A 23,538-nucleotide genomic window follows, 5' to 3' on the forward strand; every position below is an offset into this window, starting at 1 on the left:
GGCGTGCCCCCGTTCAGCGCCGTACCCCCCGGTGGCCTACCGCCATTCGTCGCGGACCTGCACATCCACTCGAAGTACTCGCGCGCGTGCAGCCGTGACCTCACCCTGCCGAACCTCGCGTGGTGGGCCCGGCGTAAGGGCATCGGTCTGCTCGGCACCGGCGACTTCACCCATCCCGCCTGGTACGACCACCTGCGGGACACGCTGCGTCCGGCCGAGCCGGGGCTCTACCGGCTCGACCCGGAGGCGGAACGGGACATCGCCCGCCGGCTGCCACCCCGGCTCGCGCAGACGGCGGAGGCGGACCCGGTCCGCTTCATGCTGAGCGTGGAGATCTCCACCATCTACAAGCGGGACGACCGGACCCGCAAGGTGCACCACCTGATCTACCTACCGGATCTGGACGCGGTGGCCCGGTTCAACACGGCGCTCGGCCGGATCGGCAACCTCGGCTCCGACGGCCGGCCGATCCTCGGACTGGACTCCCGCGACCTGCTGGAGATCACCCTGGAGGCCAGCCCGGACGGCTACCTGGTGCCGGCGCACATCTGGACGCCCTGGTTCTCCGCGCTGGGCTCGAAGTCCGGCTTCGACGCGATCGCGGACTGCTACGCAGATCTGGCCGAGCACATCTTCGCCGTGGAGACCGGCCTCTCCTCCGACCCCGCGATGAACTGGCGGGTCGGCAGCCTGGACGGCTACCAACTGGTGTCCAACTCGGACGCGCACTCGCCGCCGGCGCTCGGCCGGGAGGCGACAGTACTGACCGCCGAACGGGACTACTTCGCCGTTCGGGAGGCGCTGCGTACCGGTGACGGCCTGGCCGGCACGATCGAGTTCTTCCCGGAGGAGGGCAAGTACCACGCGGACGGGCACCGGCTGTGTGGGGTCAACTGGTCTCCGGAGCGCACCCGGGCCGCCGGCGGACGCTGCCCCGAGTGCGGTAAACCCCTCACCGTCGGTGTCCTCAGTCGGATCGAGGAGCTGGCCGACCGCCCGGACGGGCACCGGCCGGCGCACGCCCGGGACGTCACCCACCTGGTGCCGCTGGCCGAGATCCTCGGCGAGATCAACAAGGTGGGTGCCCGGTCGAAGAAGGTCGAGGGGCGGTTCAACGAGCTGCTGGCCGCGCTCGGCCCCGAGCTGGAGATCCTGACCACGACGCCGCTTGCCGAGATCGCGCAGGCCGGTGGTGAGCTGCTCGCGGAGGGCATCGGGCGGCTGCGGCGCGGCGACGTCCGCCGGGTGCCCGGTTACGACGGCGAGTACGGCGTGATCACGCTCTTCGACCCGGCCGAGCTGGGTGCGCAGGAGACGCTGTTCGACGTACCCGTGCCGGCGCAGCGACGGCCCCCGGAGCCGGCGCCCCGGGTCCCGGCCAAGCGCCCGGCGGCGGCGAAGGCGGAGCCGAAGCGGAAGCCGGTCCCGGCGCCCGCACCGCCGATCGCGTCGCCGCCGTCTCCGCACGAGCCGTTCGAGCCGATGCTCTCCGGCATGGAGGAGGTCGGCACCGGCCTGCTGGACCGACTGGACGCCATGCAGCGGGTGGCCGCCTCCGCACCCGGCGGCCCGCTGCTCATCGTGGCCGGTCCGGGCACCGGCAAGACGAGGACGCTCACCCACCGGATCGCGTACCTCTGCGCGGAGCTGAACGTCTTCCCCGAGCACTGCCTCGCGATCACGTTCACCCGCCGGGCCGCCGAGGAGCTGCGGCACCGCCTCGACGGCCTGCTCGGCCCGGTCGCCGAGGACGTCACGGTGGGTACGTTCCACGCGTTGGGGTTGACCGTCCTGCGGGAGAACGCCGACGCGGCGGGCCTCCCGGCCAACTTCCGGATCGCCGACGACGCCGAGCGGGCGGCGGCCCGCACCGAGGCCGGCGACGACAGCGCCGCCTACACGTCGCTGCTGCGCAAGCAGGACCTGGTCGACCTGGACGAGCTGGTGACCCTGCCGGTCGAGTTGCTGCGGGCCGACCGGAAGCTGGTCGAGCGGTACCGGGACCGCTGGCGGTGGATCTTCGTGGACGAGTACCAGGACGTCGACGAGGTGCAGTACGAGTTGCTGCGGCTGCTCAGCCCCGCCGACGGCAACCTCTGCGCGATCGGCGACCCGGACCAGGCGATCTACTCGTTCCGGGGTGCCGACGTCGGCTACTTCCTGCGTTTCTCCGAGGACTTCACCGACGCCCGACTGGTCCGGCTCAACCGCAACTACCGCTCGTCGGCCCCGATCCTGGCCGCCGCCGTGCAGGCCATCGCACCGTCCTCGCTGGTGCGGGGTCGACGGCTGGACCCGGCGCGGCTCGACCCGGAGGCCCCACTGGTCGGGCGCTACCCGGCGGCGTCCGTGGCCGAGGAGGCCGACTTCGTGGTGCGCACCGTCGACGACCTGGTCGGCGGGCTGTCGCACCGCTCGCTGGACTCGGGCCGCATCGACGGCCGGTCCACCTCGCTGTCGTTCTCCGACATCGCCGTGCTGTACCGCACCGACGCGCAGGCCGCCCCGATCGTGGACGCCCTGACCCGGGCCAACATCCCCGTACAGAAGCGGTCCCACGACCGGCTGCGGGACCGGCCCGGGGTGGCCGCCATCGCCCGCGAGCTACGGCACGCCGACGGTCTGGCCGGCTCGTTGGCCGCCCGGGTGCGGCTCGCCGGTCAGGTGGTCGCGGAGCGGTTCGCCGTGCCCACCCTGGACGGCGCGGCGAGCGTGGTCCGTCCCGAGGACGTCCGCTCGGCCGTGGACCTGCTGACCCCACTGGCCCGACGCTGCGGCGACGACCTGGAGTCCTTCCTGTCGCAGTTGGCCACCGGCGCGGAGGTGGATGCGCTCGACCCGCGCGCCGAGGCGGTCACGCTGCTCACCCTGCACGCCGCGAAGGGCCTGGAATTCCCGGTGGTCTTCCTGGTCGGCGTCGAGGACGGGCTGCTGCCGCTGCGCTGGCCGGGCTCGACGCCCGACGAGGACGCCGTCGCCGAGGAGCGCCGGCTCTTCTTCGTCGGCCTGACCCGGGCCCAGGACCGGTTGTACGTCAGTCACGCCGCCCGCCGCACCCGCCACGGCACCGAGCGGGACTGCTCCCCCTCGCCGTTCCTCGGCACCATCGACCCCGGCCTCTTCGAACGCTTCGGCGAAGCCGAACCCCGCCGCCCCAAGGACCGCCAACTCCGCCTGATCTGACCCCCCGACACCCTCGCGCCCCGCGCCGCGCTCCCCGCCTCGCCGCTCGCTTACCGGCGCGCGGGGCGTGCCGGGGGCTGGTCAGTTGAGGAGGATGGCGAGCCAGGCGCCCAGCAGCAGGGCTGGGCCGAGGGGCAGCAGGGTGTTCCGGTGCACCCGCCGAGCGGCGAGCAGACCGAGGACCAGACCGCCGTGCAGCACGTGCGCCAGGAACAACCCCGTCAGCAGCGCGTCCCGCCCCAACCAGCCGAGCGGCAGGCCGAGGACGGCGGCGAGTTTCACGTCCCCGAAACCCAGTCGTGAGCCGGGCAGCAGGGCCAGCAGCACGTGCGCCGCGACAGCGGCCGTCGCACCGCCCAGGGCGCCGAGCAGCCTCCCGGGAGTGCCGGACAGCAGCGCTGCGGCGGTCAGACCGCCGAGGGCCAGGAGCCCGGCGACGAGGACCAACGGATCGGGCAGCCGCAGGCAGGCCAGGTCGACCCGCGCCAACACCAGACCGACCGCCGCGACCCCGAGAAAGACCGGCAGCGCCGGGTTGTCACCCACGGCGACGGCAAGGCCGACAAAGACGGTGACCGCCACCATCGGGTCGGCCCAGGGCCACCGGACCGGCTGCGGCTCCGGAAACGCCCATGGCCGGGCGTCCGCCGTGGCGAAGCGCCGCGACACCGGGGGTACGACGAGGCCGACCAGCGCACCGAGCAGCGCGATCGACACCAGCGCGGCGGCCGACATCTGCCGGACGTTACTGGCGGTCGCGCTCCAGCGGAGGCCCCGATCGTGATCCCGTGCCCGCCCGACGTGGCCGTTCGGTGGTCACCACGAGGGCGACCCCGGCGACGATGACGGCACCACCCAGCAGCACCTGCGGGGTGATCGGCTCGGCCACCAGCAGCGCGCCGAGCGCCACCGCGACCGCCGGGTTCACGTAGGCGTACGTCGACACGAGCGAAATCGGCGCGTTGTGCAGCAGCCAGACGTACGCGGTGAAGGCCACCAGCGAGCCGGCCACCATGAGGTAGCCCAGCGCCAACCAGGACCGGGTGCTGACCGCTGCCGGGTGGAAGTCGGCCAGTTCACCTCGGCCGGCGGCGACGACGGCCAGCACCAGCGCGCCGGCCACCATCTCGTACACCGTGGCCACGAAGGGGTCGGCGGGCATCCGGATCCGTCCGGACAGGAACGACCCGACCGACCAGGAGGCGGCCGCCGCCACCACTGTCAACGCCCCGAGCAGCGGCACCGCGGCCGAACCACCGCCCGGCAGTACCAGCAGGACGAGGCCGACGAAGCCCAGGGTGACCCCGGCGAACGTCCAGATCGGCGGCCGGTCCCCGGTGGCCGAGCGCAACAGCACCACCAGCAGCGGCACAGTGGCCACCAGCAGCGCGGCGATCCCGGACGGCACCGCCACGCCAGGCGGCCCGGATTCGGCGAGCACCACCAGGCCGTTGCCACCGGCGAGCAGGAGCACCCCGACCAACGCGGCTGAGCCGAGTTGCCGTCGGTCCACCCGCAGCGCGCCGGGGCCTCGACGCAGGCGCAGTACCGCCGCCAGGATCAGGCCGGCAACGGCGAACCGGAGGGCGGCCGACAGCAGCGGAGGCAGCGTCTCCACGGCGATCCGGATGGCCAGATAGGTCGATCCCCAGAGCAGGTAGACCACGATCAACGCGGTCCAGATCAGTGTCGGCGTGGTGCTGGCGCGACGGTCGGCGAGGGTCGTGGCACTCGGTGGAGGTGAGCTCATCAGTGGACCACGCTACGGTGACCTCGGAGTCCGCGTCGCGCTTTGGTGGCCGGCCTCTCACCACTCGCGCGGGAGGGCGGCATGACGAACTACGGACAGTCGGGGGGCGGCCACCCGGGGCCGTGGCGTGGGCAGAGACCCGACGAGACGCCGGGTCGCCCGGGGCAGCAGGCATACCCGCCCGCGCCGGAGCCCTACCCGCCTGCGGTCCCGTCGTACCCACCCGCACCGCAGGGACGACCCGGGCCGTACGGCGGCCCACCCACCCCGACCTACGGTGCAGCGCCCGGCGCGCCCTACGGCGGTGGGACGGAGACGCCCTACGGCCACGACCCGCGCGCGCCCTACGGCGGCCCGTACCAGCCGACCCCGACGTACGGTGAGCAGCCGTACCGGCCCGACAACCCGTACGGCGAGGATCCGGCACCGCGTCGGCGCGGCCGGGGTCCGCTGATCGCGGTACTGGCCGTCGTACTGCTGGTGGTGGCCGTCGCCGGCGCGTTCTGGTTGCGCCGTGGGGGGAGCGACCCGGCGCCGGTAGCCGCGCCGAGCAGCTCGGCCGTGGCCGGTGAGCCCAGCGCGGACGCGGTCGAGCCCGCGCCGAGCGCCGCCGCGCCGGAGTCGTCGGCCGATCCCCGGTTCGCGAAGGTCGGCCAGTGTGTCCGCAACGAGGGCACCGCCGGCGGCAAGCCCAAGCTGCTGATCAGCGGCTGTGCCCCGAAGTCGTACGAGGTGCTGAGCCGGATCGACGGCCCGACCAGCGGCGAGCGGGACGCCAAGGCCAAGTGCGGCAAGGTCGAGGGCTACACCAACTGGTTCTCCTTCGACAGTGAGCTGGACAGTCTCGACTACGTCCTCTGCCTCAAGCAACGCTGAGACCACCCACCCCCGGGGATGACATGACGACCTACGGACCTACGGGTTCCGATCAGCCGGACGAGCCGACCCTGCCCCAGTGGAACACCCCGCCGCCTGCGGAGGACCCGACCCGGCAGCAGTGGGGTCCGCCGCCGACCGGCGCGGAGCCACCGACGGCACCCATGTGGGCGCCGCCGCCCGCCAACCCGGAGCCGCCGACCACGCCGATGTGGGCGCCGCCGCCAACCTCGGGCCCCGGTTACCCACCGCCCGGACCGTTCCCGCCGGCCGGGCCGACGCCGGGTCAGCCACCCGCGCCGTGGGGTCAGCAGCCTCCCGGCGGCTACGGGATGCCGCCCGCTCCGCCGGCGAAGAAGACCGGCCGCAATGTCGCTCTCATCATCACGGTGGTGGTGCTGCTCGTGCTCTGCCCGTGCCTCGGCCTGGCTGGTTGGGCGGTCTGGAAGGTCGCCGACGCCGGCAGCGACGCCGCGCGTACCCCGTCGACGAGTGCCCCGGTCGTTCCACCCGCTCTGCCCAGCGACGCGCCGACGTCTGCCGCACCGACCCCGGACGAGGAGTTCGCGCGGGGTGACTGCGTGGTGAACGACGGCAGTGAGGACGACGCGGAACTCCGTAAGGTGCCGTGCGGCCCGAACACCTACCAGGTGTTGCTGCGGATTCCGGCTACCACCGACGGTGATCGGTGCGAGACGCTCGCGCCGCAGGCGACTGCGAACTACGTGCACGACAACTCGGTCGACCTGTTCGACTACGTGCTCTGCCTGAAGAAGCGCTAGCCCGTAGTCGTTGATTGCCAAAACTAGGGCTGTCTAGCGTGGACGCTAGACAGCCCTAGTTTGTTCTCGACGGTCTCGACACGCCGGTAGCCCCATCTATCCATGTCTAGCCTCGCAGCTAGACGGCCCGATAATCTGCGATGCGTGGATCCGGTCCGCAATCCGTACGCGCCGGGCGCCGGCCAGCGTCCGCCCGAACTTGCCGGGCGGGGGCGGGAGCTGGACGTCTTCGACATCGTGCTCGAACGCATCGCCCGGGGCCGACCCGAGCGCAGCCTGATGCTCACCGGGCTGCGTGGTGTCGGCAAGACGGTCCTGCTCAACACCCTCCGGTCGCAGGCAATCAACCGGCTCTGGGGCAGCGGCAAGATCGAGGCTCGACCGGACCAGTCGTTGCGTCGCCCGGTCGCCGCCGCGCTGCACATGGCGGTCCGGGAGCTCGCCCCCCGCCACCGCGCACCCGACCGGATCGACGCGTTCCTCGGCGTCCTCAAGGCGTTCGCTCAGCGGTCCACCCCTACCGGCCGGTCCGGTGCCGCCACGAAGCTGCGCGACAGGTGGCAGCCCGGCATCGACGTGCCGGCCGCCAGCGGCCGGGCCGACTCCGGCGACATCGAGATCGACCTGGTCGAGCTGTTCAGTGACGCCGCCGCCGTGGCCAGCGACGTCGGCACCGGCATCGCCATCTTCATCGACGAGATGCAGGATCTGGGCCCGGAGGACGTGTCGGCGCTCTGCGCCGCCTGCCACGAGCTGTCCCAGCTCGGCGCGCCGCTGATCGTCGTCGGCGCCGGCCTTCCGCACCTGCCGGCCGTGCTCAGCGCCGCCAAGTCGTACTCCGAACGGTTGTTCCGCTATCAACGCATCGACCGGCTCGACCGGATCGCCGCCGACCGGGCGCTCTGCGCGCCCGCCGAGCGCGAGGAGGTCGAGTACGAGCAGAAGGCACTCGACCTGCTCTACGAGAAGTCCGGCGGCTATCCCTACTTCGTCCAGGCGTACGGCAAGGCGACCTGGGATCACGCGCCACGCTCGCCGATCACCGCAGCCGATGTGCGGGTCGCCGCGCCCGAGGCGGAGGCCGAGCTGGCGGTCGGGTTCTTCGGTTCCCGGTTCGAACGGGCCACTCCCGCCGAACGCGAGTACATGCGGGCGATGGCCATGATGTCAGCGGTCGAGGGCGAGCCGGGGGCTGTGGTCCGCGACGACATGGACGCCGCGGTTCCCACCGCGGAGATCGCCCGAGCCCTCGGCCGCAAGCCGGCAAGCCTGTCCCCAGCAAGGGACGCGCTGATCAAGAAGGGTTTGATCTACTCCGGTGAGCGGGGCACCGTCGCCTTCACGGTCCCGCACTTCGGCCGGTACCTGCGGACACAGCCGGCCTGACCGCCGACCACGTCAGACCTTCGCCCAGGGCGCCGGAAAGAGCACCTCACCGCGAGGCGGGGGGCCTTCCTCGCTGGTGGACGGCGGCAGCACCAGCGCCTGCCACGGCTCACCGAGGCCGGCCCACGGGCCGGTCAGGCCCAGTTCCTTCGCCGGGCCGAACCCGAACCGGCGGTAGAAGGCCGGGGCGCCGAGGACGACGACGAGCCGCTCGCCCAACTCGGTGGAGGCGTCCAGGGCGGCCTGCACGACCGCCGTGCCGTGCCCGACGCGCTGTCGGTGCGGCGCGACCGCCACCGGGCCGAGTGCCAGGACGGGCACGTCCGAGCCTCGCTCCGGTCGCAGACGCACCCGGGTGAGCAGCGCGTAGCCGACCACCTCGCCGCCGTACTCGGCGACCATGGCCAGTTCCGGCAACCAGGCGGTGGTGTCGCGCAGTTCGTCGACCAGGCTGACCTCCGGCGGCGTCGCCACGTCCGGGCGGGCGAAGGCGGCGCCCAGCACGCGGCGGACCGGGCCGGCGTCGGCCGGGTCCTCGGGGCGTAGCCGCAGCGTGGTCACCCGCGCGACGTTACCCGCCAGCGCCCGTCCATCCGTGACGGTCGCTCGATTCGGCGTGGCGCACGTGTACGAACACCAATCCGATCCTGCGGTTGCCGGGGTAGCAAACGCCGCGACGGGGTATGACTGATCCATGACGCCCGTACGCTCCCTCGCCCGCGCCATGCTGAGCGGCATCTTCGTGGTCAGCGGGTATCGCAACTTCCGTGATCCCGGTCGGCTCACGGTGGCCGCCAAACCGGTGACCGACAAGGTCGCACCGATGTTGAAGAAGGCACACCCGAGCTTCCCCACCGAGACCGAGACGTTGATCCGGCTCAACGCGGCGGTGCAGGTGAGCGCCGGTCTGATGTTGGCCACCGGTCGGTTCAGCCGACCCGCGGCGCTGGTTCTCGCCGGTACGCTGGTGCCGGTGACCGTCGCCGGGCATCCCTTCTGGAACAACGACGACCCGATCGCCAGGAACAACAACCAGGTTCACGTCCTGAAGAATCTCGGGATCCTCGGTGGTCTGCTGCTGGCCGCTGCGGACACCGGCGGCAAGCCGGGTCTGCGGTGGCGGACGGGCCATCGCATCGGCCACTCTCGACGTTCCATGCAACGCGCCGTCCGGACCGCCCGCCGCGAGGCCCGGATCGCCGTCCGCTCCGCGTCAACCGCACGTCGACTCCCCGGCTGACCTGCGTCGATCTGTCTCTGCCTCACCCCCACCCCTCGCTAAGGCCGCGAATTACCTGAACCACCCGGTAGGCGTTAACGCGGTGGAAATGTCAAAAACATGTGTGGGATCGGACACGGTCGCATAACGCGGGAGGCACTGACGTGAGGCGCCGTTCTAGGCTCCGTGCAGGACCTGGACGGGTAGGACGACCTTGGTACGGGGGTGGCCACGCCATGCCGACGGCTGTCGGTAGACGGGCGGACCGCCTCGCCCCAATCCAACGTGTGTCGCGCGGGATCGACCGCGTGACGCGCGGGATCGATCGCAGGAACGTCGTACGGGGCGCCATCGTGGCCGCCGTCGCCTACGCCGCATGGCTCGCCATCGGCACCTTCGGGCGGCCGTACAACTTCTTCGACATGAAGATCTACCACGGAGCCGTGGTGTGGTGGGCGAGCGGTCACGAGCTCTACGAGTTCATCGCGCCCGGAACAACACTCGGGTTCACCTACCCACCCTTCGCCGGGCTGGTCATGCTGCCGATGGCGCAGCTGCCGATCGGCGCGGCCGGCATGGTCAACGCCGCCGCCAGCATCGCCGCGTTGGCGCTGGTGCTGGCCGGGCTGCTCCGACCCATCGTGGACCGGCTGGGGTGGCCACTGTGGTTCACGGTGGCCCTGGCGGTGCCGCTCGCGGTCGCCATCGAGCCAACGCGGGAGACGCTCGGCTACGGCCAGGTCAACATCCTGCTGTTCGCCCTGATCATGGCGGACCTGATCGGCCTCCGCTGGCGCTCCCGCCGGGGCACCCACTACGCCGCCACCGACGGCCCGCTGCTGCGCTTCATCTACGGCGGGGCCTGGGCCGGGGCCGGCATCGGCCTCGCCACCGCGGTCAAGCTCACCCCGGCGCTGTTCATCGCCTACCTGCTGATCACCCGTCAGTGGCGGGTGGCGGCCACCGCCATCGGCACCACGATCGGCGTGACGGTGGGGACCTTCGCGATCGTCGGTGACGAGTCGCGGACCTACTTCGGCAGCGTGCTGTGGCAGACCGAACGGGTTGGCGCGGCGGACATGACGCCGAACCAGTCCCTCGCCGGTCTGCTCGCCCGGCTGTACGACTCGATCGAGACCCCGGGGCTGCTGTGGCTCGCCTTCTCGGTGCTGGTCCTGGCGCTGGGCCTGTCCCGGGCCGCCAGTTCCCGCGCCGACGGCGACGAGCTGACCGCCTTCACGCTTGTGGGTCTCACCGCGAACGTGATCAGCCCGATCTCCTGGACGCACCACCTGGTCTGGGTGATCCCGGCGATCATCGTGCTGGCTGACGCCGCCGTGCGTCGACGCGAGGCGAGTCGGGGGATGCCGCAACGCACCGGCCAGGGGCCGGTCTTCGGCGGGCTGCCCGGGGTCAACGGGCTCCGCCCGCCGATCTGGTACCCGACGCTGACCGGGCTCCGTCACGGCGTCGCCGCGATCGGCCTCTACCTGCTCTTCCTGATCTCTCCGATCTGGCCGTACGAGCACCAGCTGCCGGAGATGTCGCACTACCAGGATGGTCTCTTCGGAGCACTGATGGAGAACTCGCTCGCGGTCGCGCTGATCGTGCTGGTCGCCGCCCTGCCGTGGCGCCCGGGTGCGGAGCCGGCGTTCTACGGCGACCGGCTCGCCAGGGCCGTGGTGGTCAACGGCCACCGCTGAGCGGTCAGGGGCAGTTGACCCACTCCTCGGTGCCGTCGGTGAAGACCTGCCGCTTCCAGATCGGCAGTCGCGCCTTGACCTCGTCGACCAGCCGGGCGCAGGCCGCGAAGGCCGCCGCCCGGTGCGCGGTGCTCACCGCGGCGACGAGCGCCACGTCACCGATCGCCAGGGGGCCGACCCGGTGCGAGACCGCCACCGCGTAGACGTCGGGCTCCGCGGCGATCTCGGCGGCCACGTCGCGCAGCACCTGCGCGGCGCTCGGGTGCCCCTCGTACTCCAGGCTGGTGACCTGACGGCCGTGGTCGTGGTCGCGGACCACGCCCTGGAAGGACACCACGGCGCCGGCCCGGCGGTCGGCGACCGCCGCCTCGTGCATGGCGAGGTCGAGTGGCTGGTCGGTGACCTCGCCGAAGGTGATCGCTGGTGCGGTCACGACGCACGCTCCCCGGGGAACAACGGCAGTGGCACGATCGGCACCCGATCGCCCGGCTCGCCGCTGGTGCCGGGTCGGATGACCGCGAACCCGTCCGCGCCGGCCAGGCCCCGCAGCATCGCCGAGCCGACGTGGCGGACCGGGGACGCGACGCCGGCGGCCCGGTCCAGTCGGACCAACGCCAGGTGGGTGTGGTCACCGCGACCGGGCACCGCCTCGGCCAACGTCACCTTCGGCAGCACCGGCATCGACCGGCCCTGGAGGCCGGCGAGCAGCGGGGCGACCAACGACACCAGGGCGACGATGGCGGACTGCGGGTTGCCCGGCAGCCCGGCCACGAACCGGGCTCGCCCGTCGGGGCCGGTCAGCCGGGCCAGCAGCATCGGGAAGCCCGGGCGGACGGCCACCGTGTTGACCACGTAGTCGGCGCCGAGCGCCTCCAGGGTCGGGTGCAGGTGGTCGACCGGGCCGTTCATCGTGCCGCCGGTGGTGCAGACCAGATCGGCGTTGGCCAACGCCGCGCGCAGGGCCGCCACGTGCGCGGGCAACGTGTCGGCCACCGGGCCGACCACGTCCGACGGGCGGACCTGACAGCCGTACCGGCGTAGCCACGCCGGCACCGCGGGGCCCAGCGCGTCACGGATGCGACCGGCCGCGGGCGGGCCCGCCGTCAGCAGCTCGTCGCCGAAGACCAGCAGCGCGGCACGCGGCACCCGCCGGACCCGCAGCGTGTCGTGCCCGCAGGCGGCGGCCAGGCCGATCACCGCCGGGTCGACAGGCGTGCCGGCCGGCATCAGCTCCTCATCGGCGTACGCCTCCTCGCCGGGTTTCCGCCACTCCGGCGTCGTCCGGGGAACGCCGCTGACCAGGCCGTCAGCGCTCGTCGACTCTTCCACGCGCAGCACTGCTGTCGCGCCCTCAGGGACCATCGCACCTGTCGCGATCTCGACGGTCGTGTCGTCTTCGGTGAGTGGCGTGGGGGTGCTGCCGGCCAGCACCCGGCCGACGACGCGCCACGGGCCACGACCGCGCACGGCCCAGCCATCCACGCTGGAGGTCGGGAACGCGGGCAGGTCGGTGCGGGTGGTCAACGGCTCGGCCAGGGTTGACCCGTCGGCGTCGGCAAGTGGTCGGGCGACGGCGGGCAGCGCGGCGGCCAGACCGACCGCGTAGACCCGCGACCGTGCTTCCTCCCACCCGGCCGGTGGGGGTGCGGTGACCCGATCCGCGGTGGGTGCGGTTTCCGTGCTCACCGACCGAGCCTATCGGCACTGACCGACACCCGCCCGGGCCTGGCGTGCACCGGTCCCGTCATGGAGCGGTGAGTGGTCCGCGCCGCGCTACGGTCAGTGGTCCCCGCCGCGGAGTTGATCGACTGTGTGCCCGAGGATCGGCCCGAGAACCGCCAGGCCGTCCCGGGCACCACCGGTCGAGCCGGGCAGATTGACCACCAGCATCCGGCCGGCGACCCCGGCCAGGCCCCGGGACAGCACCGACGTCGGCACCCGGTCACGACTGTGCGCGCGGATCGCCTCGGCGATGCCGGGGATCTCGTAATCCAGCAGGCCCCGGGTCACGTCCGGTGTCCGATCCGACGGGGTCACGCCGGTGCCACCGCTTGTCAGCACCACGTCGACACCGTCGGCGCGGGCGGCCCGCAGGGCGTCGCCGACCGGGTCACCGTCGGGCACCACCACCGGCTCGTCGACCTGGCAGCCCAGCTCGCGCAGGCCGGCGACGAGCAGCGGCCCGCTGGTGTCGGCGTAGACACCTGCGGTGGCCCGGTTGGAAGCGACGATCACCCGAGCCCGGATCACGGCCGGTCCTCCGGACGAACCCACTCGCCGGTCTTGCCGCCCTCCTTGCGCAGCACCCGGACCGCCTCGACCGAGGCCGCCGGGTCGACCGCCTTGACCATGTCGACCAGGGCGAGACCGGCGACAGCGACAGCTGTCAGTGCCTCCATCTCCACCCCCGTCCGGTCCGCCGTGCGGGCAGTGGCCGTGATCTCCACGGTGTCGGGGGTCAGCCGCAGGTCGACAGTGACGGCGTGCAGGGCGATCGGGTGGCAGAGCGGGATCAGATCCGGAGTGCGCTTGGCCCCCATGATCCCGGCCAGCCGCCCGACGGCCAACGCGTCACCCTTGGGCAGCCCGTCGCGATGCAGCAGGTCGATGACCTCGGGTGTGGTCCGCAGACGGCCGGCCGCGACGGCCAACCGACCCGTCACCGCCTTGGCGGAGACGTCGACCATGCGGGCCGCGCCGGCGCGGTCGACGTGGCTGAGCTGCGCGGGTTCGGTCACGGTCGTGAGCCTATCGGTGCGGTACGACAGCGGTCGGAAGGAGCGGCGTCACGCGCACGCCGCACCGGGTGCTGACGGCGCAGCGGCCCCGACGCCGCTCCTCCACTCACCGACCCGCCGCCGAGGTCGCTGGGGGGACCCGGCAGCGGGCGCGCGTCGACGACCCGGTTCTGCCCGTGGGCAGAACCTCCCCCGTTCGCCGATACGGCAGGTAAGTTAGCGGGCCCGCCGATAAGAAATCGATAAGCGACGTCCAGGCTGGTCAGCGGTCTGCGGCCACTGTTACGTCACCCAGCTCGGCGAGGCGGCGTTCGGCCTCGAACCGCTCCGGCACGCCCATCCGCCGGAAGATCGCCAACGCCCGCTCCCAGTACCGTCGGGCCTCGGCCGGGTCGATGCGGGCGACGTGTTCGGCGAGCCCGGCGAGGGCTCGACCCTGCTCGTGCGGGTGCGCGATCCGGGTAGCCAACCGCAACGCCTCCTGATGCGCCTCGAACGCCCCGCCACTGCGCCCCTGCGCCAGCAGGGTGCGCCCGAGCTCGTTGAGCGCGGCCGCCTCGACGTGTCGCTCCCCCGAACCGATCGACAGCTCACGGGCCAGCTCGTGTTCCCGCTGGGCCTCCACCAGACGACCCAGCCGGCGATAGGCGATCCCGAGGTCGTTGCGCACCTCGGCCTCGGCGTACCGGTGGCCGGTGCGATCACGTAGGGCCAACGAGGCCAGGAGAATTCGGATCGCCTGCGGAAGGTCACCCATTCGCAGGCGTACGGCGCCGATGTGGCTGAGCGCGTTGAGCGTGTGGAACTCGTCGGAGTTCGTCCGGGCCCACGCCAGGTGCAGGCGGTGTAACCGCAACGCCTCCTCGTAACGCCCCAGGGACGTCAGTGCTATGCCGAGATTCGGCAGCACCATCGGCACCCTGACGTTGCCGTACCCCTTGTAGTCGCGCAGGCTCTCCAGACCGACTGTCACCGCTTCGGTGAGATTGCCGCCCCACCAGTAGACGGCGGCGAGATTGGCGCGGTATCGGGTGGCGTTCAGCACGTCCCGCGATTCTCCGGCGAGGGCGACAGCGCGGGTCAGATGGTGCAGCGCTGCCCGGTTGTCGCCGGTCCGGACGTAGCCGGAGGCGAGGTAGTTGTTCATCAGTGCCGTCGCACCGACGTCCCCGGATGCTTCCGCTGCGGTCAGCGCGTACCGGTGGGTCGTGATGATGTCCTCGAAGTATCCACGGATGTAACAGAATCGCCATAGAGCACGGGCCAGTCGCCAGGAGTGCTCGTGGAAGCCCTCATCGAGCGCCGACCTCACCATCGTCACCAGGTCCGTCCGCTCCGTCTCCAACCAGTCGGCGGTGGGTTCCCCGATCGCGTCGATCAGCTCGGGTCGCCCGAACGGGAGATGTGTGACGCGAGGTCCCAGGTCGTTGAACTCCAGCGTCTTGGCGACCCTCAGTGCCGCCTCCAGAGTGAAATCGAACAGGTGAGCCAGGCCAGCCTTTCGGTCGTTCACTGAGTCGGTGCGCGAACACAGTTCGATGGAGTACTGCCGCATGAGGTCGTGCACCCGATATCGCGTCGAGTCCAGGTCCTCCACCAGGTTTCTGTCGACGAGGTCGTCGAGCGCCGCGCGAGCTTCCGCGATCGTCAGACCGGTCAGCGCGGCGACTGCCGGCGTGCTGAAGCGGCTGCCGGGATACAGGCCCAGGAATCGGAAGACACGCTTGGTCGAGTTCGGAAGCGGCTCGTAGGAAGCGGCGAAGGCCCCGGTGACAGTGCTCTCTTCCTGGGCCAGATGGTGCAGCACCGGAACGTCACCAGCCATCTGCTCGGCGAGGTCCGCCAACCGCCAGCCGCGCCGATGCGCCAGCCTGGCACCGGCCAGACGAATCGCCAGAGGGAGGTACCCGCACCGACGCACCACCTCGGCGGCCGCCTCCGGCTCGGCTTCGACCCTGTCCCGACCGACGCTCAGGCTGAGGAGATCCACGCTCTCCCGGGGGTTCAGGAGCGGCAGCGTCTGCGACGGCCCGACATCCGGGTGGGACAGCCGCCGCCGCGAGGTCACCAGCACGACGGTGGTCGGCTCGGCCGGCAGCAGGGGCATGATCTGCTCGCTGCCCGCGGCGTTGTCGAGCACCACCACCGACCTCCGGCGGGCCAGTTCCTGTCGCCACAACTCCACCCTGTCGTCGAACTCCACTGGAACCCGACCAGCCGGAACGCCCAACTGTCGGAGCAGGGTGACCAGAGCACTCGCCGGCTCGACCCGGTTCTTCTCGCCGTGCCCGCACAGGTCGATGAAGAGCGCGCCGTCCGGGTACCGATCGGACAGCCGGCGGGCCAGGTGCACGGCGAGGGTCGTCTTGCCGCTACCCGCCATGCCATCGATGATGTGCACGGCCGGCACCCGCTGCTCGACCCGCCGGGTCTCCGCCAGCAGCCGCGACACCACATCCTCCCTGCCCACGAAGTCGGTGACCGCTCGGGGCAGGTGATCCACCGGGTCGGGCCGAGGTGCGCTTTCGGGGACCAGGAGACCGACCGGGGAAGGCGCCTTCGAGAGAGGGCGGACGCTCCGGCCGGCCGGACGCGGTACGGCGCGGTTCGCCGGTCGCCGGGGTGGCACCGCCGACACGATCGTGCGGTGAAGAGCCCGCAGGTCGGAGCCCGGGAGGACGCCGAGCTCGGCCATCAGCTTCGCCCGAACCTCGTCGTACGTGACGAGCGCGCCCACGTGGTCGCCGCGCTCGTGAAACGCCCGCGCGAGGAGGACGTACGCCGGTTCCCGGAGGGGATGACGGGCGACGGTCTCCCGTAACAGGGGGATCGCCAGGTCGCCCCGGCCCGCCCTGAGCTGCGCGTCGGCGAGGAGTTCCACGGCCAGCAGACGCTCCTCCTCGGCGGCCACCACGCGTGCGCCGAGCACGGGCCCGAGCGACATGCCGGCGAGCATCGCCCCGCGCCAGCGCGCCACGGCGGACCCCAACAGTTCCAGGGCGCGGTCCACGTGGCCGGCTGTCAGGGCTTCCCGGCCCGCAGCGCACTCCATCTCGAAGCAGAACAGGTCGACTGCTTCCGGCCCCAGGTTGAGCCGGTAGCCGCTCTGCTGCCTGACGACGACACCCCGACCAGACTCGAATGTCTCGAAGGTTCGGCGCAGATTGGCGGCGTAGGTCCGTACGTTCGCCACCGCAGAGCGCGGTGGGCCGTCCGGCCACAGCTCGTCGACCAGGTCGTCGAGGGTCACCAGTTGCCCGGGTTGGACCGCGAGCATCGCGAAGACAGCCTGCTGTTTGGGCGTACCCAGGTGCAGCTTGCGAGCGAGCAGATGCACCGAGAGGCCGCCCAGAAGTTGAATCTCCACCCGTCCCCCTGCTCCAGCGGGGTATTCAGCCGATCACGCAACGAAGCTTACGGGCACCGGATGTGACGGCCCGATGCCAATCAGGCAGGCGGGGCGAGCTCTCCCGGTCACCCACTGCGTCGGGGCCGTCGAGTGCAATGCGAACATTGCAAGAACCATCTGTTGCATCGGCGTTCTCAACTCCTGCCGCATGACGGAAAGAAGGAGCGAAAGCCCTCAACTACTGGTTTCCGCCCCGGCGCTCGGCCCCGGCCCCAGCCCGACGCAGTGCCACCATCGTCAATGTCCATCCGCGAACGATTGCGCCCACAGTCGACGAAGGGGACTCCTACCTGAAGCTGGGGAGCGGTTGACCGAATCGGCGGATGAGTTGCGGCAGTCCAGCACCCACACTGAGGGCGCGGTCCAATCAGTCGACACAGCTCGCGACATTCCGCGACGAGCCGGCTGCAGCAGGCGAGCATCCCAGCGCTCTCCGCACCGGAACGCAAACAGAATGTCACTTATACGCACGGGATTAACTAATGTTGAGGATAACGACATTTATCATCCCTAACTAGGGCCAACCCCATTTAAGCTCCATTCGTAGAGAGTCGGCGCCAACGGAGCCGACAACCACACGAAGGAGAGGGTGGGTGAAATGCGCGGAAACGAGTGGGGCTGACATCGGTGCAGGACTTCTGCATCGCTCGACGATATGGTTGCAAGCACGACAGGCGAGGTAATCCAGGAGTTGCGTGGCCTCTTCACAACGACGCGATGACGGGACCGATCGACGGCTACGGCTGATCGTCGGTCTCCTCGTCGTTGCTGCCGCAGTCGTTGCGCTCGCCTCCCTGAGACTCACCTTCCCTTCGGCGGAGGCCCCGACACCCGACGGCGCAACCCTGGTGACGCTGACCGCCATGATCGCCCTGGGTGCGTTCGTCAAGACCCGCGTACGTGTCCGGTCCACGGTGCACCTGATCAGTTGGAGCGAGGCGGCGATCGTCATTGCGGCCGCCATTGCCCCTGTTCCGTGGGTGGTGCTCTGCACCTGCATCGGGATCACCATCGCCTCGGTCCGCCTACCACCGATCAAGCTGGCCTTCGGCGTCGGCAAGAACATCCTCGTCGCGGCCGGTGCAGGCTTCACCTTCGCCGTGCTCGGTTGGACGTGGCCCGCCATGCAGGCCCCGCAGTTGGTGGGGATCCTGTCGGTCGCGTACCTCATCGCCGCCCTCCTCGACGAGCTGCTGGCGATTCCCGTGATCGCGCTCGCCTCCGGCACCAAGATCTCGACCCAGTTCCGCAGCAACCTGGACCTTCGCCTGGCCGGCTACGCGGTCCGGTTCGTGGTGGCGGCCCTGACCCTGCTCACCCTCCAGATGGACCCCCGGCTACTGCTCGCCGTCCCACCCCTGGTCCTGAGCCTGCACCTGGCCTACTCCGCGCGAATCCGAGGCCGCACCGAGCAGCAGGCGTGGCAGCGACTGGCCCGCACCACCGACGCGCTCAACGTGGTCGACCTGGACAACGTCCTCACCACCGCCGTCACTCAGGCCGCCGAGCTGTTCTCCGCCGACGAGGTCGAGATCGAGCTGCGCCACGGCGACCGCACCGTTCGCGGTGGCACCGGCGGCATCACCTTCGACGGTCCGACCGGCACGCCCACCGGCGTCGACGGCACGATCGTCCCCGCACCGCTGGAAGGCCACGACCGGACGGCCGACGTCGGCATGCTCCGACTGCGCTTCCGCGGCCCGGTGCAGCTCTCCGAGCGGGAGCAGTACACCCTGCGCACCTTCGCCTCCGCGCTCTGCACGGCCGTCCGCAACGCCCAGGCGTACGCCGAGCTGGCCCGGGTCGCCGACGAGCACGCGTACGCGGCCTCGCACGACGCGCTGACCGGCCTGGCCAACCGCCGGCACCTCCTCGACGAGGGCACCGAGCAGTTGAGCACCCGGCACGCCGACGGGGTGACCGCGCTGGTGCTGATCGACCTCAACCACTTCAAGGAGGTCAACGACACGCTCGGGCATGCCGCCGGTGACCAGGTGCTGGTGCAGGTGGCCGACCGGTTGCGGGGAGCCGCCCAGGCGACAGACCTGGTGGCCCGCCTCGGGGGCGACGAGTTCGCCGTACTCCTGCGTGGTCTGCCGGCCCCGGCGGTGGCCGCGCACCGGGCCGAGACGCTGCTCGCCGCCCTGCACGAGCCGTTCGAACTGGACGGCATGCGCATCAGCGTCGAGGCCAGCGGCGGGATCTCCGGCGCCCCGTCCAACGGCGGCATGGCCGAACTGCTCCGCCGCGCCGACGTGGCCATGTACCAGGCGAAGCGGGCCGGGCAGCGGATCTCCACGTACGCCCCGACCCGGGACACCGCCGACCTCGGCCGCCTCACCCTCGGCGGCGACCTGCCGCGCGCGGTCGCCGACCACGAGTTCGTCGTCAACTTCCAACCGATCGTCGACCTGGGCACCGGTGAGGTGACGAGCGCGGAGGCGCTGGCCCGCTGGCACCACCCCACCCACGGCATGATCGACCCGCTGCGGTTCCTGGAGGCGGTGGAACGTTCCGGCCTGCTACCGGCCTTCGCCGAAGCGATTCTCGACCAGGCACTGCTCGCGGCGGTCAGTTGGCGCGACGCCGGCTTCGACGTACCCGTCGCGGTCAACGTGTCCCCGCGCAGCCTGCTCGACGCGCGGTTCCCGGGCTCGGTGCTGGCCCGCCTCCGCGCCCACGACCTACCACCGGACCGGCTGGTCCTGGAGCTGACCGAGACGCTGACCCTCAGCCAACTCGACGTGGTCGACCGGGTGCTCAGCCGACTACGCGACGAGGGAGTCCGGTTGGCGTTGGACGACTTCGGCACCGGCTACTCCTCCCTCTCACTGCTCTCCCGGATCCCGGTACACGAGCTGAAGATCGACCGGAGCTTCGTGACGACGATGGAGAGTTCGGCCGAGGCCGCCGCCGTCATCCGTTCCACCCTCGACCTCGGTCGCAGCCTCGACCTCGACGTGGTGGCCGAGGGGGTGGAGAGCGAACCGCAGCGGCGGGCCCTCTGGGAGTTGGGCTGCGTCGCCGGCCAGGGGCACCTGTTCGCCCGGCCGATGCCGTCCGGCACCCTGCTCGCGGCGATGCAGCGCGGCTCGGGCGGCCGACCGGGCACCCTGGCCGCGCCACTGCACGACGCCGGGGCGGTGATCCGGTTGAACCAGAACCGCCGCCAGGCCGGCCGCTCCAGGCCCGACCGCCTCCCACACCTGCCCGCCTGAGCTGGCATCGGCCCACTGCGCCGGCAGCCCGGTCTGCCAGACTGTCGCGCGTGATCGTCGACGACCCGACCGCCCACCGCCGTCGCTGGCACTGGCGGACGCTCGACAACGCCGCCGGCGGCCTCGCCCTCGACCTGGGCCTCTACGCCGTCTCGACCGCCTTCGCCGCGATCACCGCGGTCACGTCGACACTGCTGCCGCACCGCGCCTGGGGCGCGGTCGCCGCCGTCGGATACCTGCTCGCAACGCTGGCGGTGATCGCCCAACTCCTGCTGCGCAGACGCTCGCCGACCTCCCGGCTGACCGGTCTGCCAGCCCGCTGGGCGGTCACCGGTCTCGCCTGGGCGACCACCACACTGCTGCCCCTGGCCTGGCAGAGCATCGACCGGGCCGGCGGGCGCACCGACCGGGCCCAGGAGGAGGTGCTGGTCGTGGAGCACGCCGGCAGCCGCCTCCTGGAGCACGGCACGCCCTACCTCGGACCCGACGCCATCGCCGCCCTGCCACCCGGCGAGCAACTGATGGGCTACACCCCGTACCAGCCCGGCATGGCGATGTTCGGCCTGCCCAGAGCACTGCTCGACACCTGGTGGACCGACTCCCGGGTCTGGTTCGCGGTGGGCACCGCGCTGGCCCTCGCCCTGGCCGTCGCCGTCCTCCGCGGAACACCGACCACCACCGACCAGACCACCTCCGCCGCGACCCACCGGCGGGACGCCACCCTGCTGCGCGGCGTGCAGGCCGCCACCGTACTGCCGATCTGCGCCCTCACCCTCGCCACCGGCGGCGACGACCTACCCGTACTCGCGCTCTGCCTGCTGGCCCTCGCGTTCGCCGCCGCCGACCGACCCGGCCGCGCCGGCCTCGCGGTCGGGCTCGCCGGCGCGCTGAAGCTGTTCGCCTGGCCGGTCGCCCTGGTCCTGATCGTCTGGGGCCTGACCCGGCGCGCCGGCACCCGCGTCGCCGTCGGCGCCATCGGCCTGCCCGTCGCCGCACTACTGCCGGCGCTCCTGGTGGACCGCGACGCCCTCACCGAGAACGTCCTGCGCTTCCCCCTCGGCCACGGGCTGGTCACCAGCCCCGCGCAGTCCCCGTTCCCCGGCTACCTGATCGCCAGCGCGCTACCCGCCGGCCGGCTGATCGCCGCCGCGCTGCTGATCGCCGCCGGAGTGGCCATCGCCGTCCGGCTCGCCCGCCGCCCGCCCCGCACCGCCGTCGCCACCGCGCTCATCTGCGGGTACGGGCTGCTCGCCGCCATCGCCCTGATGCCCACGACCCGCTTCGGCTACCTGCTGTACCCGCTGGCCCTGCTGACCTGGGCACCCGCACTGCACCGCCCGATCGACACGCCGGCCGCGCCGGTCCCCGACGAGCCGTCCGGTCGGACCACTTCGGCGTAACTCCCGAGCGGAACAGCGCGCCAGGGCGTAGACCTGAAGGCATGACGACGTACCGCGACCGGGCCGATGCGGGCCGGGTGCTCTCCGAACGGCTCACCGCACTCATCGGCGAACCGGACGTCGTCGTCCTCGGCCTCGTCCGTGGCGGCGTGCCTGTCGCCCGGGTCGTCGCCGAACGGCTCGGCGCGCCACTTGACGTGCTGGTCGTCCGCAAACTCGGCATGCCATGGGCCCGCGAGGTCGCCTTCGGCGCACTCGGGCCGGGCGGCGTCCAGGTGCTCAACGACGCGGTGGCCAGCCGACTCAGCAGCGACGACATCGCCGAGGTCAGCCGTCGGGAGCAGGCCGAGTTGGAACGCCGGGAACGGCTCTACCGGGGTGGACGCGCACAGTTGGACCTCACCGGAAAGACCGCGGTGATCGTCGACGACGGCCTCGCCACCGGCGCGACCGCCCGCGCCGCCGTCGAGGTCGTCCGCCAACTCGGGGCACACCGGGTCGTGGTCGCGGTCCCGGTCGGCGCGCAGGAGGCGTACGAGTTGCTGACCGCCGAAGCGGACCAGGTCATCTGTGCCCAACGCCCACCCGACTTCGGTGCGGTGAGCGTCTACTACGACGACTTCCACGAAGTGTCAGACGAAGAAGTCACCGAGGCGCTCACAGCAACTGCATAGGTCCACCGGGTACCGTCGGGAGATGAGTAGCCTCACCTGTCCCAAGTGTCACGGAGAAATGCGCCAGTACGAGCGCAGCGGCGTCGTCATCGATCAGTGCGGGGAATGCCGAGGCATCTTCCTGGACCGTGGCGAGCTGGAGAAGCTGTTCGAGGCGGAGGCCAACTGGAGCCGCCAACAGACCGGTGGCGCGCCAGGGCAGCCCGCGCAGCAGCCGGCCGGCTACCCGCCCCCGCCGCCCCCGCCGCACCAGCCCGGCTACGGCGCCGTCCCGCCGCCGCCCCCGCCCGCCCACGGCTACCCGCCGCAGCCGGCCTACGGCCACCAGCAGCAGCACCACGGCTACCACGGCCACTACCGGCAGAAGAAGCGCAAGGGCTTCCTCGACGAGATGTTCGGCTGATCCCTCGCCGACGTTCCGCCCGGGTCGATCCACGCATCGACCCGGGCACACCACCCGGGCCACTGATCGTTGGCGGGCGTGATGCGGTCATGCGAGGCTGAATCGCATGACCGCGATCCGACCGGACGAGGCGCTGGCCCAGGCGTACGACGGGATCACCGCGGTGGTCGGACGCCTGGACGACGCCGGCCTGCAACAAGCCACCCGCTGCCGGGGCTGGCTCATCGCTGACCTGCTCCTGCACGTGCTCGGCGACGCCCAGCGGGCACTTGTCACCCTGGCCAGCCCCGTCGACGGCCCCGCCGACGTCGACGACGTGAGCTACTGGCGTGATTTCCCCGGCAACGACGACGAGGCCGCCCGGCACGCATGGTGGGTCCGCCGATCGGCTGCCGCCTTCGACAGTCCCACCGGGATCGTCAACCTCTGGCGGGACACCGCCCCGGCGGCGGTCCGCGCCGCCGCGTCAGCCAACCCCGAGGGGTACGTGACCACCCAGGGACACGTGCTGCGCGTACCCGACTTCCTCGCCACCCTGACCACCGAGGCTGTCGTCCACCACCTGGACCTGACACTGGAGTTGCCCGACGCGCCGCCGCCCGGCCCCCTGGCGGTACGCGTCGCCGTAGCGACCATGGACGGCCTGCTCAGCGACGACACCGTTCGACCCACCGCCTGGGACGACCACGACTTCCTGCTGAAGGCGACCGGGCGCGTCCCGCTGACCGACCGGGACCGGCTGGAGCTGGGTGAGTCGGCAGGCTGGTTCCCACTACTCGGCTGACCGACGACAGGGG

Annotated in this window: 18 protein-coding genes and 1 pseudogene; 11 read left to right on the forward strand and 8 right to left on the reverse strand. The window is 71.8% G+C overall.

Features of this window, described 5'->3' with window-relative positions:
- Nucleotides 1–3: 3 nt before the first annotated feature.
- Nucleotides 4–3,183 carry a UvrD-helicase domain-containing protein gene (locus ACQP0U_RS32190; RefSeq protein ID WP_433314484.1) on the forward strand — a complete coding sequence of 1,060 codons (3,180 nt, stop codon included), beginning with the start codon at nt 4–6 and terminating at the stop codon, nt 3,181–3,183.
- An 81-nt stretch (nt 3,184–3,264) separates the two neighbouring features.
- Here ACQP0U_RS32190 and ACQP0U_RS32195 read toward each other — a convergent pair whose 3' ends face one another.
- Together ACQP0U_RS32195 and ACQP0U_RS32200 are read right to left on the reverse strand one after the other, a co-directional pair.
- On the reverse strand, nt 3,265–3,918 hold the full coding sequence (locus ACQP0U_RS32195; RefSeq protein ID WP_433314487.1) for a prepilin peptidase: 654 nt from the start codon (nt 3,916–3,918) through the stop codon (nt 3,265–3,267).
- 10 nt (nt 3,919–3,928) lie between these two features.
- Nucleotides 3,929–4,933, reverse strand: a complete 1,005-nt coding sequence (locus ACQP0U_RS32200) for an EamA family transporter (protein ID WP_433314490.1) — start codon at nt 4,931–4,933, stop codon at nt 3,929–3,931.
- Nucleotides 4,934–5,323: 390 nt separating this feature from the next.
- Here ACQP0U_RS32200 and ACQP0U_RS32205 point away from each other — a divergent pair.
- The 3 genes and pseudogenes from ACQP0U_RS32205 to ACQP0U_RS32215 all read left to right on the forward strand — a co-directional run.
- Nucleotides 5,324–5,809: pseudogene (locus tag ACQP0U_RS32205) on the forward strand (LppU/SCO3897 family protein); the annotation flags it as partial.
- Nucleotides 5,810–6,141: 332 nt separating this feature from the next.
- Nucleotides 6,142–6,591, forward strand: a complete 450-nt coding sequence (locus ACQP0U_RS32210) for an LppU/SCO3897 family protein (protein ID WP_433321332.1) — start codon at nt 6,142–6,144, stop codon at nt 6,589–6,591.
- Nucleotides 6,592–6,735: 144 nt separating this feature from the next.
- On the forward strand, nt 6,736–7,977 hold the full coding sequence (locus ACQP0U_RS32215) for an ATP-binding protein (protein WP_196920321.1): 1,242 nt from the start codon (nt 6,736–6,738) through the stop codon (nt 7,975–7,977).
- A gap of 12 nt (nt 7,978–7,989) precedes the next feature.
- On the opposite strand, the gene ACQP0U_RS32220 is transcribed toward ACQP0U_RS32215, so the two are convergent.
- A complete protein-coding gene (locus ACQP0U_RS32220) occupies nt 7,990–8,538 on the reverse strand; it encodes a GNAT family N-acetyltransferase (RefSeq protein ID WP_433314493.1) in 549 nt (182 codons plus the stop codon).
- Nucleotides 8,539–8,671: 133 nt separating this feature from the next.
- On the opposite strand from ACQP0U_RS32220, the gene ACQP0U_RS32225 reads away from it, so the two are divergent.
- Nucleotides 8,672–9,217: a DoxX family protein gene (locus tag ACQP0U_RS32225; RefSeq protein ID WP_433314496.1), complete on the forward strand. Its 546-nt coding sequence runs from the start codon at nt 8,672–8,674 to the stop codon at nt 9,215–9,217.
- 215 nt (nt 9,218–9,432) lie between these two features.
- On the forward strand, nt 9,433–10,899 hold the full coding sequence (locus ACQP0U_RS32230; RefSeq protein ID WP_433314499.1) for a glycosyltransferase 87 family protein: 1,467 nt from the start codon (nt 9,433–9,435) through the stop codon (nt 10,897–10,899).
- A 4-nt stretch (nt 10,900–10,903) separates the two neighbouring features.
- Here the strand turns inward: ACQP0U_RS32230 and ACQP0U_RS32235 are convergent, their stop codons facing one another.
- The 5 genes from ACQP0U_RS32235 to ACQP0U_RS32255 form a co-directional block, all read right to left on the reverse strand.
- The gene (locus ACQP0U_RS32235) at nt 10,904–11,275 is read right to left on the reverse strand and encodes a molybdenum cofactor biosynthesis protein MoaE (protein ID WP_433321335.1); all 372 of its coding nucleotides are present in this window, start codon (nt 11,273–11,275) and stop codon (nt 10,904–10,906) included.
- Nucleotides 11,276–11,328: 53 nt separating this feature from the next.
- Complete coding sequence (locus tag ACQP0U_RS32240; protein ID WP_433314502.1) at nt 11,329–12,585, reverse strand: molybdopterin molybdotransferase MoeA; 1,257 nt, start codon at nt 12,583–12,585, stop codon at nt 11,329–11,331.
- Nucleotides 12,586–12,678: 93 nt separating this feature from the next.
- Nucleotides 12,679–13,149, reverse strand: a complete 471-nt coding sequence (locus ACQP0U_RS32245; protein ID WP_433314505.1) for a MogA/MoaB family molybdenum cofactor biosynthesis protein — start codon at nt 13,147–13,149, stop codon at nt 12,679–12,681.
- Nucleotides 13,146–13,637, reverse strand: a complete 492-nt coding sequence (moaC, locus tag ACQP0U_RS32250) for a cyclic pyranopterin monophosphate synthase MoaC (protein WP_433314508.1) — start codon at nt 13,635–13,637, stop codon at nt 13,146–13,148. Before moaC ends, ACQP0U_RS32245 begins: the two co-directional genes overlap by 4 nt.
- Nucleotides 13,638–13,899: 262 nt before the next feature.
- Nucleotides 13,900–17,004 (reverse strand): AfsR/SARP family transcriptional regulator, encoded by a 3,105-nt coding sequence (locus ACQP0U_RS32255; RefSeq protein ID WP_433314511.1) that lies wholly within the window; start codon nt 17,002–17,004, stop codon nt 13,900–13,902.
- A gap of 737 nt (nt 17,005–17,741) precedes the next feature.
- On the opposite strand from ACQP0U_RS32255, the gene ACQP0U_RS32260 reads away from it, so the two are divergent.
- The 5 genes from ACQP0U_RS32260 to ACQP0U_RS32280 all read left to right on the forward strand — a co-directional run bounded on the left by ACQP0U_RS32260 (nt 17,742) and on the right by ACQP0U_RS32280 (nt 23,525).
- On the forward strand, nt 17,742–20,264 hold the full coding sequence (locus tag ACQP0U_RS32260; protein WP_433314514.1) for a putative bifunctional diguanylate cyclase/phosphodiesterase: 2,523 nt from the start codon (nt 17,742–17,744) through the stop codon (nt 20,262–20,264).
- Between the two features lie 50 nt (nt 20,265–20,314).
- Nucleotides 20,315–21,664 (forward strand): glycosyltransferase family 87 protein, encoded by a 1,350-nt coding sequence (locus tag ACQP0U_RS32265; protein WP_433314516.1) that lies wholly within the window; start codon nt 20,315–20,317, stop codon nt 21,662–21,664.
- A gap of 41 nt (nt 21,665–21,705) precedes the next feature.
- Nucleotides 21,706–22,338: a phosphoribosyltransferase gene (locus ACQP0U_RS32270; RefSeq protein ID WP_433314519.1), complete on the forward strand. Its 633-nt coding sequence runs from the start codon at nt 21,706–21,708 to the stop codon at nt 22,336–22,338.
- 22 nt (nt 22,339–22,360) lie between these two features.
- Entirely contained in the window at nt 22,361–22,741 is a 381-nt protein-coding gene (locus ACQP0U_RS32275) for a zf-TFIIB domain-containing protein (RefSeq protein WP_238670049.1), read from the forward strand.
- A 106-nt stretch (nt 22,742–22,847) separates the two neighbouring features.
- Nucleotides 22,848–23,525, forward strand: a complete 678-nt coding sequence (locus ACQP0U_RS32280; RefSeq protein ID WP_433314522.1) for a maleylpyruvate isomerase N-terminal domain-containing protein — start codon at nt 22,848–22,850, stop codon at nt 23,523–23,525.
- The last annotated feature ends 13 nt before the right edge of the window (nt 23,526–23,538 follow it).

It is taken from the genome of Micromonospora sp. CA-269861, assembly GCF_050948505.1.
Taxonomy (GTDB): Bacteria; Actinomycetota; Actinomycetes; order Mycobacteriales; family Micromonosporaceae; genus Micromonospora.

Excerpts from the sequence above, each read along its gene's own strand:
- ACQP0U_RS32195 (WP_433314487.1), bottom strand. The coding sequence starts at position 3,918 with ATGTCGGCCGCCGCGCTGGTGTCGATCGCGCTGCTCGGTGCGCTGGTC.
- ACQP0U_RS32200 (WP_433314490.1), bottom strand. The coding sequence starts at position 4,933 with ATGAGCTCACCTCCACCGAGTGCCACGACCCTCGCCGACCGTCGCGCC.
- ACQP0U_RS32210 (WP_433321332.1), top strand. The coding sequence starts at position 6,142 with ATGCCGCCCGCTCCGCCGGCGAAGAAGACCGGCCGCAATGTCGCTCTC.
- ACQP0U_RS32225 (WP_433314496.1), top strand. The coding sequence starts at position 8,672 with ATGACGCCCGTACGCTCCCTCGCCCGCGCCATGCTGAGCGGCATCTTC.
- ACQP0U_RS32230 (WP_433314499.1), top strand. The coding sequence starts at position 9,433 with ATGCCGACGGCTGTCGGTAGACGGGCGGACCGCCTCGCCCCAATCCAA.
- ACQP0U_RS32235 (WP_433321335.1), bottom strand. The coding sequence starts at position 11,275 with ATGCACGAGGCGGCGGTCGCCGACCGCCGGGCCGGCGCCGTGGTGTCC.
- ACQP0U_RS32270 (WP_433314519.1), top strand. The coding sequence starts at position 21,706 with ATGACGACGTACCGCGACCGGGCCGATGCGGGCCGGGTGCTCTCCGAA.
- ACQP0U_RS32275 (WP_238670049.1), top strand. The coding sequence starts at position 22,361 with ATGAGTAGCCTCACCTGTCCCAAGTGTCACGGAGAAATGCGCCAGTAC.
- ACQP0U_RS32280 (WP_433314522.1), top strand. The coding sequence starts at position 22,848 with ATGACCGCGATCCGACCGGACGAGGCGCTGGCCCAGGCGTACGACGGG.